This window comes from Nocardioides sp. InS609-2 (assembly GCF_023208195.1).
In the GTDB taxonomy this organism is placed as follows: domain Bacteria; phylum Actinomycetota; class Actinomycetes; order Propionibacteriales; family Nocardioidaceae; genus Nocardioides.
The window spans coordinates 3,123,176-3,139,728 of the sequence record NZ_CP060034.1 but is presented as its reverse complement, the minus strand read 5'-3'; the positions used below and the strand labels follow the sequence as shown (position 1 = coordinate 3,139,728).

Here is a 16,553-nt window from a genome sequence, read left to right as displayed (position 1 = left end):
GCTAGCGTGCCTCGGCCGAACCGGCAGCGACGTCGCTCGCCACCTCTTCGGAGTGTTCAGCGTGCCGCCAGACATTGAGGGCCATGAACAGGTTGATGACGACGAACGACCCGGCGCCGCCGAGGAGCACCGGACGGAAGCCGATCGCCTCGGCGAGCAGCGGCGCCGCGATCGAGGCGACGAACGCGGGCAGCAGCCAGGCGGCCAGCAGCAGCGACTGCACCCGGCTGATGAGCTCCTCCGGGATCCGCCGGTAGAGCTCCTGGTTGAGGATGATCCGTGCCAGGGTGCTCTGGACTCCCGTGATCACCGCCAGGGGATAGATGAGCATGTTGGTCGGCGCGAGGGCCAGCAGGATGTAGATCGGCACGTCGAACAGCCCGAGGAGGACCACGAACGTCAGTCGGTCTGGCGTTCCGATGCGCCCGCTCAGCACCCCTCCGAGGATGCCGCCGATGCCGATGGCGCCTCCCAGGAAGCCCCAGATCAGCGAGCCCCCGTCGGGAGAGGCCACGAGCAGCGCGGCGGGCGCCAGGACCAGGAACGGCTGCACGATCATCAGCCACGCCACGGCGTAGTTGCTGAGTGCCCAGGCGAACTGCGGTCGGTCGGCCACGGCCTTGAAGCCGTCGCCGAGCTGGGTCAGGAAGGACTCCTGCGCCTTGGCGCCGGCGGCCGCGACGGGCAACCGGCTCGGTGTCGACCTCAGCACCGAGACAGCGAGCACGGCGAACGAGACGCCGTTGATGGCGAAGCACCAGGCGGGTGAACCGAGGAACACCAGGAGACCACTCGCCCCCTGGGCCGTGATGTGGCAAACCGCGCGGGACGTCCCGAGGAACGCCGTGGCCGAGTGGAGCTCGTCGGCGTCCGAGTAGATCTCGCGGAGCAGTCGTCCGACCAGCTCGCCCAGAGCACCACCGTCCGGGCCCGCAAACGGTCCCCGAGCACACCCCCGACCAACGTCACCACGATCTGCGGAAGCCGCGAGGCCGCGAGGGCCAGACCGAACGCTGCGACCGACCCGGTGTACTCCAGGACGGCGAACGCCAGCGCGAGAGGGATCAGGGAGTCGCCGAAGCCCGAGGCGACGTTGCCGACCAGGAACCAGCTTCCGGGCGTCTTGCGCAGGAGGACCGTGTAGCGGACGCCATCACGATCGCCGTCGCTCACGCGAGGCCAGCTTCATAGGCGTGGCGTCGACACTCCTTCACGATGCGCACCTTCGTGTAGTCGATGCTCGACGTGTCGGTGATCTTCGCCTGGCCACCCTTCTCCGACGGAGGGACACGGTGGACGTTGCTGAGAATCTTCGGCAGGTCTGCCGGTGGCGTTCCGATGTCCTTGCGCTCCTGCCCGAGGTACTCGATGTCGTTGATGATGCAGTAGTAACGGTTGAGGCACTGGGGCAGGTTGCGTGCCCAGACGTATCAGCTCGAGGTCTGCTCGACATCGGTTCCCTGCGGGCTCGGCGACAGCAGGTTGTAGTTGGAGACGAGGTTCTTGGTCTGCGGGAGCGAGGCCGTCACCATGGGGACGAAGTTGAGGTCGCCGGTGGTGGCGGACTCGAGGGTCAGCGGACAGCGAACTCCGTGATCACTGCCGCGTGGTCCGAGGTCCACTCGTTCAGCGCGTGGTCGGGCTCGGGGCTCGGAGTGCCGGCAACCACGGCGTCCGAGTCGGTAACGCGCCACTCGCCCTTGGCGTACACGAAGTCGATCCGGTCCTGCGGCTCTGGCTGCCCCACGAACTCGTCGTAGCCGTAGCCCCCGGTGAACGTCTTGTACACCGGGGACCAGGTGATGCCCGGCTCGGCCACCGGGTCGCGGTGGATCCTGCGATAGGTATCGACCAGTCCGGCGTCCGTGGGGATGACCGACGCGGGCCACAGCACCCCGGCGGCGTAGCCGCAACGTTGGGTACGCGGGCTCCAGTCCAGGTGCGAGGCTGCGTTGAAGTCACCGGTGAGGAGCACCGGCGTCGCGTCGGATCGGCGCAGGTCTCGACCCATCTCGGCAACGATGTCGGTGATCTGCCCGGTCCGGCCGGACTGCCCTTCCTTGGCGAAGAGCTGGTCGATGGGCAGGTGGCCGAAGCAGGCGTCGTACGGACCGTACGGCGTGTAGCCGAGGTGGGTGATCCAGACAGTCACGTCCGTCCGGCGACGGGCATCGAGGCGGACCGTTGCGCTGATGGCCGGCATGCCCGACTCCGAGGGCAACGGGCTGCGCTTCACGATGGGGTAACGGCTCAGGATGCCCAGGTCGTAGCCGGCCTGGTAGTAGTCCCAGCCGAGCGCCTCGCCCAGCTCCTTGGCAGACGTCCCGAAGCTTTCCTGGACGCCGATGACGTCGACGTCGCGGTCGAGCAGGAACCGCAGCTGCTTCTCCCGGTAGTCACTTACGTTGGTGCCGCCGTACCACATGTTCCACGTCATCACCTTGACGTCGGGCACGAGCTCGGCATTCGGGCCCCGCACGTCCACCGTGATCGTGGCGCGGGTCGACTCACCCGCGGAGTTCGTCGCTTCGACCGTCGCGACGGCAGGGCGTCCGGCGGATCCGGCGAGCGGGGTGCCGCGCACGGCACCAGCGGCATGCACGCGCAACCACTCGGCGCCCGACACCTTGCGGAAGGTCAGCCCCTCCTGATCGCCCTGGACGATGCCGTCGATTTCGGCGCGGTAGCCGGTGTAGGCCCACGCGTTGCGCAGCGGGACGACCGACGTCGCGAAGTGCAGAGGCTCGTCATCGACCACGGTGAATCTGACCGGTTGTGCCAACCAGGCGTAGCCGTCGTCCTCGAGTGCGTAGGCGACGTAGTTGCCGGGCGCGAAACCGGTGGTGGGGAAGCTCACGGACCCGCTGGCATCCGGGATGTAGCGGTAGGTGAGCGACGGCGCGACGTACTCCTCCTGGACGGGGCCGTTGCCCGGGTCGCGGTACAGACCCACCCAGTTCTTGGGACCGGCCGGACTGACGTCGTACTGGAAGCTCACCGGTTCACCGACGGTGACTCGCGCCGAGTCGACGGTCAGCGTGCCGGTCGTCACGACCGCAGCCGAGGCTGCGGCTGCGGCTGCGGCGCCTGAGGCCAATGTGAGACCTAGGGACACGAGGAGGAACAGATGCTTCAGTGGCGCGCGCATGCGTGGCCTTTCCAGAGATTGATGCATGCAACGTGTCAAACGCGCGAGAACAGCGCTCGAGCCAGCTGTGTCGCACGGGTGACGGCGAGGTGACAACTCGCTCTGGTGCGGTGTCAGTGCGCGGCGTCGTACGCCTCACGCACGTCGGCCGGGATGCGGCCGCGGTCGGGCACGCTGCGCTTGTTGGCACGCGCCCAAGCACGCACCTCCTTGGCGTTGACGCCCGAGGTGCTGGCCGCACCGGCACGACGGGTACGGCGACCGGACCCGACCTTGCGGGCATGGCCGACATAACCGCTGAGCGCGTCGCGCAATGCGCTGGCGTTGCTTTCACTCAGGTCGATCTCGTACGACGCGCCGTCGAGGCCGAACTGCACGGTTTCGCTCGCATCCCCACCATCGATGTCATCGACCAGGATGATGCTGACCTTTTGCGACATGGCACTCCCTCAAATTTGGTGCGCTCTATTCGAGCGAGCACGGATAATTTTCCCCGTGCGCATATCCTGCCGTCAATTCGAGGAATTGCAAGTTGCCGCGTCAGTTCAAGCCGCAGTCTTGACATTTCCGGACCGATCGGCGATATCCGCCGGACGGACGAGGTCTCCCACCTCCGTGCGATAGCCGAAGGTCTGCGACTCCGCATCCGTCGAACCGATGAATCCGCTCTGCTCCAGGTCAGCGATCGCCGCGCGCACGGACGGATCGGCGCTGCCGTCGACCGTGCCGGCCAGATCGGCATACAGATCCAGCCCGTGGTTGCCCGCACCGGCATCGAAGTTGCCGGTGCGCACGTCGGCACGCACAGTGGTGTGACGGGCACTGGCGCGGTTGTCCTCGCCATCGAGAGAAGGCACCAGGTCGGCGGAGTTCTCGAGCGAGAGCACCGAGACATTGTCGGGAATGCCGAACGTGCCCACCGGGGCGCCCGCGGTCACCACGTGGGTCACGTGATATCGAAAGTCGGGATCGGCGCTCAACGCGGCGGCCTGCATTCCGCCCTGGGAGTGGCCCACCATCAGCACCGGATCGTCGGATTGCACACCGGCCTGCTTCATTGCCAGGGAAATGGCCTGCCCGTAAGCCGTGTCGTCGCCCGCGATGAGGTTGAGGTTGGAACCCAGGTTGCGAATGGCGTGCTGGTCGACGAAGTCGTCGGTGCCCGGCAGGTGCACGATCCATCGGGTCTCACCATCAGGACCCGTCAGCCGCTGGATGGTGATCTCACCGTCACCTTCACCGGCCGTCGCCGCCAGGTCGCGGATCAGGTCTTCGACACTCGCGGGCACGTCGTACGGCTCGTCGACCGTCGTGGGCACCGCCGTGCCGGCGTAGTCGCCGAACAGCAGCTCGCCGAGGTCGTCGGCAGCCGACCCGGTGGTCAGGTGCAGGCCGTCGAGCCCGAGCGCTCCCATGAGCGGACCGCTCACCGGGTTGAGCGCGAGGCCGTCGAGCAGCCCACCGCCACCGTTGACGACGGCCTGCACCAGCTCGGGGTTGGCCTCCGCCCAGGCCACGACGTCCAGGTCGGTCACGAGCGTCCGGCTGACCCGTCTCGCGACGAGGTAGGCCAGCCCGCCGGTGACCGCGATCGGCACGAGCTCCGCGCCGATCGTGACGCCCAGGCCGTAGGACATCGCTTCGTACGCCGCGTGCTGGAGTGCGTCGGCGGCGCGGTACAGCTCGACAACCGCCGCGAACGCGAAACTGTGCGCCTCGACGAGCGCCGCCCGGGAGACGAGCCCGTGCGGACCGTAGGTCGCTGCCAGGATCGCCGACTCCGCGGCCGCGAAGGTCTGTGGCGCGAGCACCGACGACAGCACCAGGTCACCGTCAGCGGCCTCGAGCTTGTCGTGCCACGCAGCTCCGGCCAGCTCGGCCCCCAGGGCGCGGTAGAGCAGGCCGAGGCTCAGGAGGTCGTCGTACGACGCGGCGACCCCGCCCGCTCCCCCGGTGACCGTGATGGGCACATGCCCGCTCATCGGGCGACTCCCGCCGCGCGGGCCACCGACGGGGCCAGCCAGAGCGCCAGGTCGCGAGGCGCGCGGCGCCGCAGCTGCGCGGTCGCCCCCGGACCCGGCCGCAGCTCTCGCCAGCCGTCGTCGAGCAGCAGCCAAGTGGTGATCGCCGGCTTATGATCGACGTCGCGGCGACGCATCAGCACGCGCAGCCGGCCGCGACACGTGGTCTCGAGAGCCGTGAGCACTTCGGCGACGCCTGCTGTGCCGTGGTCGGCCGCCAGCGAGTCAAGCACGTCGGTGCGGCCCTCGCGCACGGCCGCGCACCCCGCCACCAGCAGCTCGCTCGGCAGCGACACGGATGCCGGCGCCACGGACTGACCGGTCGCGACACCGGGCAGGCAGGCAGCGCGGACGAACTGCGAGACCCAGACCGCGGGAGCGAACCACGCCAGCTCGTAGTCACGGCCACCCGACGTCGAGAGCTGGGCGACCACACCGTGACCCGCGGCGAACCACGACCGGAGTGGCACGACACCTCCTCTCCGAACGGCCGACAGGTCGAGCTGGATGAGCAGCGCACCGCCGGCCAGCACCCGCAACGCCAACGCGGCCTCGGAGTCCAGCCTTCCGTCATCGAGCAGACCCAGGGCCGCGAGACCGGCGGGACCTTCGTCGTCGGCGCGCGTGACTGCTCGTCGTACGTCGTCATAGGCAGCCACCCCACCCAGCCTCTCGTCGAGCTGGGCCGGGGCGGCGTCCAGTCGAAGTGGCAGGGGTACGTCGCCGGCCAGCCGGGCAGCGGCGATCAGCTCGGCAAGCGGGAGCAGCACCCGCCGCGGCAGCCCGGGCGCCCGCAGCCCGGCGCTCACGTGCGGATCCCGGGCAGGAGGTCGGGCATGTCGAGCCAGTCGCGATGACCGGGTGGCGGTGTCGGGGTCTTCGCGATGGCCCGGTCTGCCTCGTCACCCGACGACAGCGCGGCCTTGATGCCGCCGACCACCGCGTCGACAGCGGCGTTGGCCCGCTCGAGAGCCCCCGCGATGATCGCGTGCACCTGCTTCTCTATGTCGGCGATGAGATCGAGCAGGTGTTGCACCCGGTCGGCGTGTGCCCGCACCCGCTGGGCGGCCTCGTCGTACGCATCGGCGACGGCGTGCAGCTCATCGCGCCGGTCGCAGGCTCGCTGCCGCATCCGGTCGGCCGCGACCGACACCCACGCGACGGTCTCGCTGCGCGCATGCAGCTCGCGCGCCTGCGCTCTCAGCTCCTCGGCCCGCGCCGCCAGGCGCTCGGCCACTTCCCTGATCTTCCTCGGCTCTCCGTACACGACGCCCCCGCAGTCGTTGTGGTTGATCTGACGTCAACCATGCTGCCCGGGATCGCCAGTTGGTGACGGGCGTTGTCCACAGGGCTCGGTCAGGAGTTGCGTTCGTACACAAGCCGCAGGCCCTGGAGGGTCAACCACGGGGAGTACTCCGTGAAGCAGCTGCACTCGGCTTGCACGAGCGGCGCTAGGTGACCGGTGGCGATGATGGACACGGCTTCGGCGGCGACGCCGAGCTCTGCGATCATCCGCGACACGATGCCCTCGACCTGCGACGCGACGCCGAAGAGCATCCCCGACTGCAGCGCCTCGACGGTGTTCTTGGCTATCACCGAGCGCGGTCGCACGAGCTCGACCTTGCGCAGCTGCGCGCCCCGTCTGCCCAGTGCCTCGAGCGAGATCTCGATGCCCGGGGCGATGGCGCCGCCGACGTACTGTCCGGCAGCACTCACCACGTCGAACGTCGTCGCGGTGCCGAAGTCGACGACGATCGCCGGGCCGCCGTAGAGGCGCAGCGCGGCGAGGGCGTTCATGATGCGGTCAGCCCCGACCTCGCGGGGGTTGTCCATCAGGACGGGCACTCCGGTGCGCACGCCCGGCTCGACCACGACGGCGGGCACGTCAGCGAAGTGGCGGCCGAGCATCTCGCGCCACTCGTGCAGCACCGACGGCACCGTCGCGCAGACGGCGATGCCGCTGACGGCATCCAGCTTGTCGGAGTCGGCCAGCAAGCTGCGCACGAGGACTGCCCACTCGTCGGAGGTACGACGCTCGTCGGTCGCCACCCGCCAGTGGCACGCGACCTCGTCACCGTCGAGGAGGCCCAAGACGGTGTAGCTGTTGCCGATGTCGGCCGCCAGCAGGCTCATGTGTCCGACAGGTCCATGCCGAGGTCGAACACGATGACCGAGTGCGTCAGTGCGCCGACGGAGATGAAGTCGACCCCGGTCTCGGCGACCTCGCGGGCCCGCTCGAGCGTCAGGCCGCCAGATGCCTCGAGGCTGGCGCGATCGGCGGTGATGCGCACCGCCTCGACCATGGTGGCGCTGTCCATGTTGTCGAGCAGGATCCGGTCGCAGCCGGCATCGAGCAGCTCGCGGAGCTGGTCGAGGTCGGTGACCTCGACCTCGACGGGGAGCCCGGGGAACGCGGCTCGCACGGCCTCGAGCGCGGGCACGACTCCCCCGGCGGCGATGACGTGGTTGTCCTTCACCATCGCCATGTCGGCCAGGCCGAAGCGGTGGTTGACGCCGCCGCCGCAGCGGACGGCGTACTTCTGGAGGGCGCGCCAGTTGGGCAGCGTCTTGCGGGTGTCGAGCACCTTGGCGCGCGTGCCGTCGAGGGCTGCGACCCAGTGGGAGGTGGCGGTGGCGACGCCGGAGAGGTGGCTGGCGTAGTTGAGCGCGGTGCGCTCGGCCGTCAGCAGGCCGCGGGTCGGCCCGGACACCCTCATCACACGCGCGCCGGGCGTGACATGCGTGCCGTCGGCAACCCGGTCGGTGATCGTCACGGTGTCGCCCATGACGACGTGGAAGACGAGCGCCGCGACGCCGAGGCCGGCGACCACGCCCTCCTCGCGGGCGTTGAAGTCGGCTTGCCCCGTCGCGTCGGCAGAGATCGTGGCGACGCTGGTGGTGTCGACGGCCTCGGCGGGCAGGTCTTCGTGGAGAGCCGTGACGATGTCGAAGTAGATGCGATCGGGGTCGAGTGCTGCGGCGCGCAGCTCGTCGAGCAGCGACGCCGGCAGGGCGGCGTACGGCGTGAGGTTCATGCGATCACTTCCGCTGGTGTCTCGGATGGGTCGGTCGACGGCGACGGGATCCACCGGGAGCGGATCAGCCCACCCTCGAGCCAGCTGTCGATGTGGCCGGCGCGCTCGTCGCGGTCGGGGAAGTCCTCGCGCCAGTGCGAGCCCCTCGTCTCCGTGCGGATGAACGCGGCCTGGGCAAGCGCGGTGCTGATGGCCAGCAGGTTCGTGGTCTCCCAGGCGTCGGTGCCGGGTACGGCGTCACCGGCCTCCAGCTCGTGAAGGTAGGTCATCGCCCGCTGCAGCCCGGCGTCGTTGCGGAGTACGCCGACCTGGCGCGTCATGACGTCCTGCAGGTCGCGGCGGTGCGAGCCGGCGACCAGCCAGGCCAAGCGATCGTCGCTGGCGGCGGACACCCGCTCGCGCAGCTCACCCGGAAGCACCTCGGCGATCCGCCGCGAGAAGACGAGCCCCTCGAGCAATGAGTTGGAGGCCAGCCGGTTGGCGCCGTGGACTCCGGAGCAGGCGACCTCACCGGTGGCGTAGAGCCCCGCAATGCTGGAACGCCCGTAGAGATCGGTCGCCACCCCGCCGGACGCGTAGTGCTGGGCGGGTGCCACCGGGATCAGCTCGGTGACGGGGTCGACTCCGTGCTCGCGGCACACCGCCAGGATGGTCGGGAAGCGCTTCTCCCAGAACTCGGGGCCGAGATGCGTCGCGTCGAGCCACATGTGCTGATGGCCGGTCTCGATCATCCGCCGGGTGATGGCCTTGGCCACCACGTCGCGGGGAGCGAGGTCGGCGAGCTCGTGCTGCCCCTGCATGAAACGAGCGCCTTCGAAGTCCACCAGGAACGCGCCCTCGCCTCGCACCGCCTCCGAGATGAGCGGCTGCTGGCCCTGGGAGTCGGGGCCGAGGTACATCACGGTCGGGTGGAACTGCACGAACTCGAGATCGCGGAGTACGGCGCCGGCGCGAAGCGCGATCGCCATGCCGTCGCCCGTCGAGACAGTGGGGTTGGTCGACTGGGAGAACACCTGGCCGAGGCCGCCGCTCGCGAGGACGACCGCACGACAGTGCACCGCACCCACGCCGTCGCGCTGGCCCTCGCCGAGCACGTGCAGCGTCACCCCGGCAACGCCGCCGTCAGCAGCCAACAAGAGGTCGACGGCCAGGGCGTGCTGGATGACCTCGATCTCGGGGGCGCGCTCGACCGCGGCGATCAGTGCCCGCTGGATCTCGGCACCCGTGGCGTCACCACCGGCGTGCGCGATGCGGTCGCGGTGGTGGCCGCCCTCGCGGGTGAGCGACAGCTCGCCGTCGGGGTGGTGGTCGAAGTTGGTGCCCAGTGCGATCAGCTCGCGCACGGCGTCGGGACCCTCGGTCACCAGTGCCCGCACGGCTTCGATGTCGCAGGCGCCCGCTCCCGCGACCAGGGTGTCGCGCTCGTGTTGGTCGGGGGTGTCGCCCGGGCCGAGGGCTGCTGCGATGCCGCCCTGCGCCCACTGCGTCGACCCGGCGTTGAGCACGTCCTTGGTGACGACCAGAAGCTTGAGCCCGCCGTCCTCCGCGTGGATCCCCAGAGCCGCGGTCAACCCGGCAATGCCGGAGCCGATGACGACCACGTCGGCCTGCGTGGTCCAGCCCGGGTCGGGCGCGGTGAGGCGCTCGGGGACCAGCTCGGGCGCGGGTCGTCGTACGCCGGTGGTGTCGGTCACCTGCGTCAACGATCGAGCAGGTCGCCGCGGACCAGGCCCGCTCCACCGAACGTCTCGGCGGGATCGAAGCCGGTGCCCATGATCATGTTGTCGTTGTCGACGAAGACCACGTGCGGCTGGAACTCCTTGGCCTCCGCGTCCTCCAGCTGGCCGTAGGCGATGAGGATGACCACGTCGCCGGGGTGGACGAGCCGGGCCGCGGCGCCGTTGATGCCGATCACGCCCGAGCCGCGCTCGCCGGCGATCGTGTAGGTCTCGAGCCGGGCGCCGTTGGTCACGTCGACGATGTGGACCAGCTCACCGGAGAGCAGGTCGGCGGCGTCCAGCAGGTCCTCGTCGACGGTGACAGACCCGACGTAGTGCAGGTCCGCCTGGGTCACGGTGGCCCGGTGGATCTTGCTCTTCATCATGGTGCGCAGCATGCGCTGACTCCTTGTCGTGTGGAAGCGCTGGTGGCCCCCAGGGTGATGGGCATGTTGTCGATGAGGCGCGTGCTCCCCACGCGTGCGGCGACGAGGATCCGTGCCTCGGTGGCGTCGGGTACGGCGCAGGGCAGCTCGCCCAGATCGGCCGCCCGGATGACGAGGTAGTCGAGATCGACGCCGTGGGCCTGGCGCATCTCGGCGCGGGCCGACTCCAGCGCGACGTCGGCTCCCCACAGCGACGCGTCGCGGGCCTCGACGAGTGCCTGGCTGAGAGCCCCCGCCCGGCGCCGTTGCTCCGTGTCGAGGTAGCGGTTGCGGCTGCTCATCGCCAGGCCGTCGGGCTCTCGCAGCGTCTCGGCGCCGACGACGTCGACGCCCATGCAGAGGTCGGCAACCATCCGGCGGATCAGGGTGAGCTGCTGGTAGTCCTTCTGCCCGAACACCGCCACGTCGGGCCGCACCAGGCCGAACAGCTTCGCGACGACGGTGAGTACGCCGCGGAAGTGGGTGGGCCTGGTCGCCCCCTCGAGGATCGTGGCAAGCGGCCCGGGCTGGATCGTGACATCGGGCTCACCACCCGGGTAGACCTCGTCGACGGCCGGCGCGAACACGAGGTCGACACCCTGCGCCGCACAGAGCTCCAGGTCGGCCTCGAGAGTGCGCGGGTAGCGGTCGAGATCCTCGCCCGGCGCGAACTGCATCGGGTTGACGAAGATGCTGACCACCACCGGACCATCGCCCACCTGGGCACGCGCCTCGCGCATCAGGCTGGCATGGCCGTCGTGCAGGGCGCCCATGGTCGGCACCAGGCCGACCTTGCGCCCCGACGTACGTGCGTCGGACAGCAGGCGGGCGAGCTCCTCGCGGGTCTCCGCGAGGGTGGGCGCGGCACTCATCGCCGGAGCTCGTCCTCGGTGACCGCCAGCCCGGCGTCGGCGCTCGTGGCAACGAGCAACGCCCGGATCCGGTTCGCCCGGATCGGCAGCAGCCGCCCGTCGGTGACGACCCGGTCGAGGGTGTCGCGGGCCATCGCGACGTACGACGGCAGCGTGTGCGGCGCATTGGCGGCGATCTCGTCGAGGTGGGCGGCGATGGTGTTGAGGTCGCCGCGGACGATCGGCCCGGTGAGGGCGGAGTCGCCCTGCTCGAGTGCGTTGTCGAGGGCCGCGGTGAGCAACGGCCGCAGGGTGTCGGCGGGGTGGTCGCCACCTGCCACGGTCAGCATCTCCATCGCCTGCGTGACCAGCGTGACGAGGTGGTTCGCGCCGTGCGCGAGGGCCGCGTGGTAGAGCGTGCGCTTGTCCTCGGGCACCCACATCGCCCGGCCGCCGAGGTCGTCGACGAGCATCTCGGTGACGTCACGCTCGGCGTCGCCGGCGGTCACGCCGAAGACGCAACCGGCGAGGCGGGGCAGGTCGATGGCCGTGCCGGTGAAGGTCATCGCGGGGTGTAGCGCGACCGGCCGGGCGCCCACGGCCACGGCGTCATCGAGGACGGCGAGGCCGTGCGCACCGGAGGTGTGTACGACGTACTGGCCGGCGTGGATCGCCCCGCTCGCGCTCAGCATCGAGACGACGTTGGGCAGCATGTCGTCGGGCACGGTCAGCAGCAGGAGGTCGCAGGCACGGGCGACGGTGCTGGGCTTGTCGGTGGTGACGCCGGGCAGCAGGGCCTCGATACGGTCACGCGATGCGTCGGACTCACCCGCAGCCGCGACGATGTCGTGGCCGGCGGCGCGCAGGGCGGCGGCGAGGACGGCACCGACGCGACCTGCGCCGACGACGCCCACCCGAAGGCGGTCATCCATGGACGAACCTCTCGTTTCAGTCCCGCCGACCACCCCCGCCGTACGTCGTACGGATGGGGCCGGTGTGGGTACCAGACGATGTGCTCGAAACTTTTCAACCACGACACTACGCCGACGCATTCCCGCCTGGGAACCGTCTGTCCAAGTGACGCATCCCACTCCACACCGTTGGTTTAGGAAGGACGAAGTCCTGTCTCGAAACCAGCGGTTACGTCAGGCGCGCATGTGCAGCTTGGCGTGCTCGGGGTCGTCGACGGTGAAGGGGCGCGGGGCGCGGGGCAGCCAGTCGTGGGTCACGTAGTCGACGATGTGCACGCCCTCGGGGGCGGTCAGCTCGACGACGCCGTCGAGCACGATGCCTTCCTTGAGGCTGTTGAACACGTGCCACTCGCGCCGCTTGCGGCGGTTGCGGATGCTGGTGGCGAACGACTCCGGGTCGGTCCAGTGCGCGAACTCGTCGCCGTCGAGGTACTTCAGCTCCACGCACAGGCCCTGCGGCAGCGCGAACATCTCGATCCGGTCGGGCGTCGTACGGATCTCCCACTCCGGCGCCTTGGTGTAGATGAAGTCCGGGCTCATCGGGAAGCCCCACTCCTCGATGTTGCGCAGGCCGAGGTCGAGCCAGGCGTGCCGGTCGTTCTCGAGGTAGAGCCCGTGCCGCGGCACCCGGATCACGGCGTCCTGCATGCCGACCTGCCACGAGAGGTCGGCCATCGACACCTCGCCCTCGGTCGAGAGCACCATGTCACCGTCCCACTTCCACGTGTAGCGGGTGGTGACGTGCGAGAAGCACCAGTTGTAGAAGTAGGCCAGCGAGTGCACCGACCGCTCGTGCTGGGCCAGGTGCTCGGCGCCCGCACGGGCCACGTCGAACGGGTAGTCCTCGAGCGTGAACTTGTGCGCCAGCCCGGCCCTGGCCGCGGTCTCGACGGCCACCTCGCGGGTGCCGTCGGTCGAACCGTTGTCGACCACGAGCACGGCGTCACACGCCCGCAGCAGCGGCGGCAGCACGAACGGCAGCGACGGCGCCTCGTTCTTCACCCGGAGTACGGCGGTCGCTCCGCGCCGCAGCCCCCCGGGCTTGTGCCAGGGCCAGACGATGTCGAAGTCGGTGTGCCCCTCGATGTTCTCGAGGCCCCGGCCGGACCCGAGCGGGATCACTCCCGCTCCCGGCCCATCGCGCGACGTAGGCCGCGGCGTACGGACGGCGGGATCTTGGCCCGCAACTCGTGCGGCACCCTGTCGGCGAGCGACGGCTTGTCGGCCTCGGCCGACTCGCGGGCCTGCTCCACCCGGGCTGCCACGACCGAGGACTTCGAGATCGCCTCGGCCTCGTCGTACAGCTCGACGTAGGCGTCGCGCAGCTGGTCGAGCGTGGTGTGCACCTCGGGGGTGTCGCCACCGTCGTCGGCGAGCTGGTTGAGCGCCGACCAGGTCTCCTCGGTCAGCTCGTGCAGGCGCGGCGGCAGCTCGAGGTCGGAGAGGCTGAGGTTGACCCGGCGCAGGCTGGGGTCGATGAAGCGGTGCACCTCGCGGATCTGGTCGCTGCGGGTGTGGATCACCGACTGCACGTCGAGCTTCTGGCCCAGCGCCATCGTGGTCTTGACCCAGTCGTCGAGCAGGTCGGAGTAGCGCACGAACGCGCGACCGCCGCCCTCGACCGAGCCGAGGATGTTGTCGCGGGTGGCGCGCTCGGTGTGCAGCAGCATGTTGAGCCAGCTGGCGGTGAGGTGGGCCGAGCCGAGCTTGTTGGAGTAGTACTTCTGCTTGCTGCCCACGACCTCGGCCGGCGGACGCAGCATCGTCGCGAACACCGGCGTCGCGCCGGTGCGGATCGCCGCCACCCGCCACAGGCCGAGGAACCAGCTCAGCCGCGGGTCCTTGACGACCAGCTCGGGGTGCTCGGCGAAGTGGCCCTCGAGCCAGTCGGCGACCCGGATGCGGGCGGGCTCCCGGGTGGCGATGCGACCGGTCTCGAACCACGCGCTCGGGCGGCTGTCGCTGACCTGGACACCCGCCTCACGCAGCAGCCGGTCGTGCAGCTCGACGGCCCACTGGGGCTCGCCGAAGCCCTTGGGGTTGGAGGAGTCGGCCATCACCTCCGGCTTGGGCACGTGCATGCCCAGCAGGCTGAGGATCCCCGAGAGGGTGCTGGTGCCGCTGCGTCCGGCGCCGGCGACGAAGAGCACCTTGCGCGGTACGCCTTCGGGGTTCAGCTCGTCGATGGCTCTCACGGGTGGGGAGCCTACAAGAGCAGAGACACCCCTGCCGCTGGGTACGCTCCCCCGCATGAAGTGGGCTGCCAGGCGCAGGCATCGGCGGGAGCCGACGCTGGGTGTCGTGGTGCCCGCCTACGGCGTCGAGCACTGGCTGCCCGAGTCGCTCGACAGCCTGCTCTCCTCGAGCCATCACGAGCTCGACGTGGTGGTGGTCGACGATGGCTCGCCCGACGCGTCCGGTGAGATCGCGGAGGAGTACGCCGCCCGCGATGCCCGCGTGCGCGTCGTACACACCGACAACGGTGGTCTCGGCGCTGCCCGCAACGTCGGTACGGCGCACGTGCGTGGCGACTACCTGACGTTCCTCGACTCCGACGACGTGGTGCCGGCTTCGGCGTACGCAACACTCGTCGGTGAGCTGGAGAACACCGGCTCGGACTTCGCGACCGGCTCCATCTTCCGCTGGGAGGCACCGCCGCCCGCCGGCGCCGGCCTGCACGAGCCGCCGTGGATGCACCGGCTGCACAACCCCGCGCGGCGGGGCATCACCGCCCGCGAGCATCCCGAGATCCTGGGCGACGTGTTCGCGTGGAACAAGGTGTTCCGGCGGTCCTTCTGGGACGAGGCCGGGCTGGCGTGGCCCGAGGGCGTGCGCTACGAGGATCAGCCGACCACGACCCGCGCCTACCTCTCCGGCCGCTTCGACGTGCTGCCCAACGTCGTCTACCACTGGCGGATCCGCACCGACGGGACCTCGATCACCCAGCAGCGCAGCTCACTGCAGGACCTCACCGACCGGTGGGAGACCAAGCGGATGTCACTCGCCGCCGTCCGGGAGTACGACGACCCGTCGGTGTCGGCGGTGTTCTTGGACCGGGTCCTCGCGGGCGACCTGCACCGTTACTTCACCGCCATCCCCGGCTGTGATGACGCCTGGTGGGAGCTGCTCGTGTCGGGGGCGAGAGAGCTCTGGGGTGACCGCTCGCTCGTGCTCAGCGGCCTGCCGCCCGTGCACCGGCTCACCGGGTGGCTGGTCGAGCAGGACAGACGCGCAGACGCCGCCGCGGTGATGGACTGGATCGCCCGGGTTGGTGCCCCGGCGCCCCAGACCGACCGCGACGGCGTGCGGTGTCTCGACGTACCTGCAGAGGTGCTCGACCCGACCGGCGTGGACCCGGCCGCCTTGGCGATCCGGGCCCACGAACGGGCGTAGGTCAGAGCAGGCCGGCCTCCGTGAGGAAGTCAGAGGCAACGTCCTCGGGCTTCTCGCGGTCGACGGCGATGCGACCGTTGAGCTCCGTCAGCTTCTCCGTGGTCAGGGCCGCCATCAGCGGGTTGAGGATGTCGGCGATGTCGGCGTGCTCGGCCACGAAGTCGGCGCCGACGGCCGGGACGAGGTTCTGGGCGGGCTGGATCTGCTTGTCGTCCTCGAGGACCACCAGGCCCTGCGACTCGAGCGTGCCGTCGGTGGTGCTGGTCTCGCCGAGCTCGGACTCGCCGTCGAGCACCGACTGGTAGGTCTGGTCGCTGGCGTAGCCCAGGGGCAGCACCTCGGTGACGTCGATGCCGTACTCGTCGGAGAGCCCGCCCTCGCAGTCCAGGCGACCCTCGCAGTCGGGAGCGGCAGCCAGGGTGACGGACTTGCCCTCGAGGTCGGAGAGCGACGTGACGCCCTCGGACTCGCTGTACTCCTTCGTCACGAAGAAGGCGTTGGTGTCGGTCGCCGGAGAGATGTCGAGCAGCTCGATGCCCGCGGCATCGAGCAGCTCGGCGCCGTCGGAGGCGAGCTGCTCGCCGTCACCGGCCTCGAACGGCTTGGCGTCACCGCCGGCCTCCTGGGTGTTGAGGAAGTTGACGATGCCACCGACGTATTCGGGGACGATGTCGACGCTGTCGGGGAAGGTCGGCATGTAGGCGTCTCGCGAGTCGACCAGCTTGGTCTCGACGGTGTAACCGCCCTTCTCGAGGAGCTGCTGGTACATCGAGGCGACGAGCGTTGCCTCGGGGAAGTTCTGGCCGGCGATGGTCACCGAGCCCTTGTCGGCCGCGGCCGACGACTCGGCGGGGCCGGACGCGTCGTCGGAGGCGACGTCGTCACCGGCACAGCCTGCGGCGAGGAAGAGGGCGCCGGCGGACAAGACCGCGGCGAGAGTGCGTCGTACGAGCATGGGATTCCTTATGTGTCCCGCGGCGGTAGCCACGCG

The 16,553-nt window shown here is 69.9% G+C and carries 16 protein-coding genes; 1 reads left to right on the top strand and 15 read right to left on the bottom strand.

What is annotated here, in order from left to right:
* Window position 1 precedes the first annotated feature (1 nt).
* The 14 genes from H4Q84_RS16235 to H4Q84_RS16170 form a co-directional block, all read right to left on the bottom strand.
* Window positions 2-892 carry an MFS transporter gene (locus tag H4Q84_RS16235; protein ID WP_282580354.1) on the bottom strand — a complete coding sequence of 297 codons (891 nt, stop codon included), beginning with the start codon at window positions 890-892 and terminating at the stop codon, window positions 2-4.
* Window positions 893-1,573: 681 nt separating this feature from the next.
* The gene (locus tag H4Q84_RS16230) at window positions 1,574-3,052 is read right to left on the bottom strand and encodes an endonuclease/exonuclease/phosphatase family protein (RefSeq protein WP_248580120.1); all 1,479 of its coding nucleotides are present in this window, start codon (window positions 3,050-3,052) and stop codon (window positions 1,574-1,576) included.
* A 209-nt stretch (window positions 3,053-3,261) separates the two neighbouring features.
* Window positions 3,262-3,588 (bottom strand): Lsr2 family protein, encoded by a 327-nt coding sequence (locus H4Q84_RS16225; RefSeq protein ID WP_248580119.1) that lies wholly within the window; start codon window positions 3,586-3,588, stop codon window positions 3,262-3,264.
* Window positions 3,589-3,693: 105 nt separating this feature from the next.
* Window positions 3,694-5,130: a hypothetical protein gene (locus H4Q84_RS16220; protein ID WP_248580118.1), complete on the bottom strand. Its 1,437-nt coding sequence runs from the start codon at window positions 5,128-5,130 to the stop codon at window positions 3,694-3,696.
* Window positions 5,127-5,978 carry a hypothetical protein gene (locus tag H4Q84_RS16215; RefSeq protein ID WP_248580117.1) on the bottom strand — a complete coding sequence of 284 codons (852 nt, stop codon included), beginning with the start codon at window positions 5,976-5,978 and terminating at the stop codon, window positions 5,127-5,129. Before H4Q84_RS16215 ends, H4Q84_RS16220 begins: the two co-directional genes overlap by 4 nt.
* Window positions 5,975-6,406 (bottom strand): hypothetical protein, encoded by a 432-nt coding sequence (locus tag H4Q84_RS16210; protein ID WP_248580116.1) that lies wholly within the window; start codon window positions 6,404-6,406, stop codon window positions 5,975-5,977. Before H4Q84_RS16210 ends, H4Q84_RS16215 begins: the two co-directional genes overlap by 4 nt.
* Before the next feature lie 119 nt (window positions 6,407-6,525).
* Entirely contained in the window at window positions 6,526-7,302 is a 777-nt protein-coding gene (locus H4Q84_RS16205; protein WP_248580115.1) for a type III pantothenate kinase, read from the bottom strand.
* Complete coding sequence (gene nadC, locus H4Q84_RS16200; RefSeq protein WP_248580114.1) at window positions 7,299-8,204, bottom strand: carboxylating nicotinate-nucleotide diphosphorylase; 906 nt, start codon at window positions 8,202-8,204, stop codon at window positions 7,299-7,301. The genes H4Q84_RS16205 and nadC overlap by 4 nt, the downstream gene beginning before the upstream one ends.
* A complete protein-coding gene (locus H4Q84_RS16195; RefSeq protein ID WP_248580113.1) occupies window positions 8,201-9,898 on the bottom strand; it encodes an L-aspartate oxidase in 1,698 nt (565 codons plus the stop codon). The genes nadC and H4Q84_RS16195 overlap by 4 nt, the downstream gene beginning before the upstream one ends.
* Window positions 9,899-9,903: 5 nt before the next feature.
* Window positions 9,904-10,320 (bottom strand): aspartate 1-decarboxylase, encoded by a 417-nt coding sequence (gene panD / locus H4Q84_RS16190; protein ID WP_248580112.1) that lies wholly within the window; start codon window positions 10,318-10,320, stop codon window positions 9,904-9,906.
* Window positions 10,305-11,219 (bottom strand): pantoate--beta-alanine ligase, encoded by a 915-nt coding sequence (panC, locus tag H4Q84_RS16185; RefSeq protein WP_248580111.1) that lies wholly within the window; start codon window positions 11,217-11,219, stop codon window positions 10,305-10,307. Before panC ends, panD begins: the two co-directional genes overlap by 16 nt.
* Window positions 11,216-12,130: a Rossmann-like and DUF2520 domain-containing protein gene (locus H4Q84_RS16180; RefSeq protein ID WP_248580110.1), complete on the bottom strand. Its 915-nt coding sequence runs from the start codon at window positions 12,128-12,130 to the stop codon at window positions 11,216-11,218. Before H4Q84_RS16180 ends, panC begins: the two co-directional genes overlap by 4 nt.
* A 213-nt stretch (window positions 12,131-12,343) precedes the next feature.
* The gene (locus H4Q84_RS16175) at window positions 12,344-13,291 is read right to left on the bottom strand and encodes a glycosyltransferase (protein WP_248580109.1); all 948 of its coding nucleotides are present in this window, start codon (window positions 13,289-13,291) and stop codon (window positions 12,344-12,346) included.
* A complete protein-coding gene (locus H4Q84_RS16170) occupies window positions 13,288-14,364 on the bottom strand; it encodes a sulfotransferase family protein (RefSeq protein ID WP_248580108.1) in 1,077 nt (358 codons plus the stop codon). The genes H4Q84_RS16175 and H4Q84_RS16170 overlap by 4 nt, the downstream gene beginning before the upstream one ends.
* Window positions 14,365-14,419: 55 nt before the next feature.
* Between H4Q84_RS16170 and H4Q84_RS16165 the strand changes: the two genes are divergently transcribed.
* Window positions 14,420-15,562 (top strand): glycosyltransferase family 2 protein, encoded by a 1,143-nt coding sequence (locus H4Q84_RS16165; RefSeq protein WP_248580107.1) that lies wholly within the window; start codon window positions 14,420-14,422, stop codon window positions 15,560-15,562.
* Between the two features lies 1 nt (window position 15,563).
* Here H4Q84_RS16165 and H4Q84_RS16160 read toward each other — a convergent pair whose 3' ends face one another.
* The gene (locus tag H4Q84_RS16160) at window positions 15,564-16,517 is read right to left on the bottom strand and encodes an ABC transporter substrate-binding protein (RefSeq protein ID WP_248580106.1); all 954 of its coding nucleotides are present in this window, start codon (window positions 16,515-16,517) and stop codon (window positions 15,564-15,566) included.
* Window positions 16,518-16,553: the final 36 nt, after the last annotated feature.

Bases quoted from the DNA above. Each gene is read 5' to 3' on its own strand.
- H4Q84_RS16225 (WP_248580119.1), bottom strand. From the start codon at position 3,588: ATGTCGCAAAAGGTCAGCATCATCCTGGTCGATGACATCGATGGTGGG.
- H4Q84_RS16220 (WP_248580118.1), bottom strand. From the start codon at position 5,130: ATGAGCGGGCATGTGCCCATCACGGTCACCGGGGGAGCGGGCGGGGTC.
- H4Q84_RS16205 (WP_248580115.1), bottom strand. From the start codon at position 7,302: ATGAGCCTGCTGGCGGCCGACATCGGCAACAGCTACACCGTCTTGGGC.
- nadC (WP_248580114.1), bottom strand. From the start codon at position 8,204: ATGAACCTCACGCCGTACGCCGCCCTGCCGGCGTCGCTGCTCGACGAG.
- panD (WP_248580112.1), bottom strand. From the start codon at position 10,320: ATGCTGCGCACCATGATGAAGAGCAAGATCCACCGGGCCACCGTGACC.
- panC (WP_248580111.1), bottom strand. From the start codon at position 11,219: ATGAGTGCCGCGCCCACCCTCGCGGAGACCCGCGAGGAGCTCGCCCGC.
- H4Q84_RS16180 (WP_248580110.1), bottom strand. From the start codon at position 12,130: ATGGATGACCGCCTTCGGGTGGGCGTCGTCGGCGCAGGTCGCGTCGGT.
- H4Q84_RS16165 (WP_248580107.1), top strand. From the start codon at position 14,420: ATGAAGTGGGCTGCCAGGCGCAGGCATCGGCGGGAGCCGACGCTGGGT.
- H4Q84_RS16160 (WP_248580106.1), bottom strand. From the start codon at position 16,517: ATGCTCGTACGACGCACTCTCGCCGCGGTCTTGTCCGCCGGCGCCCTC.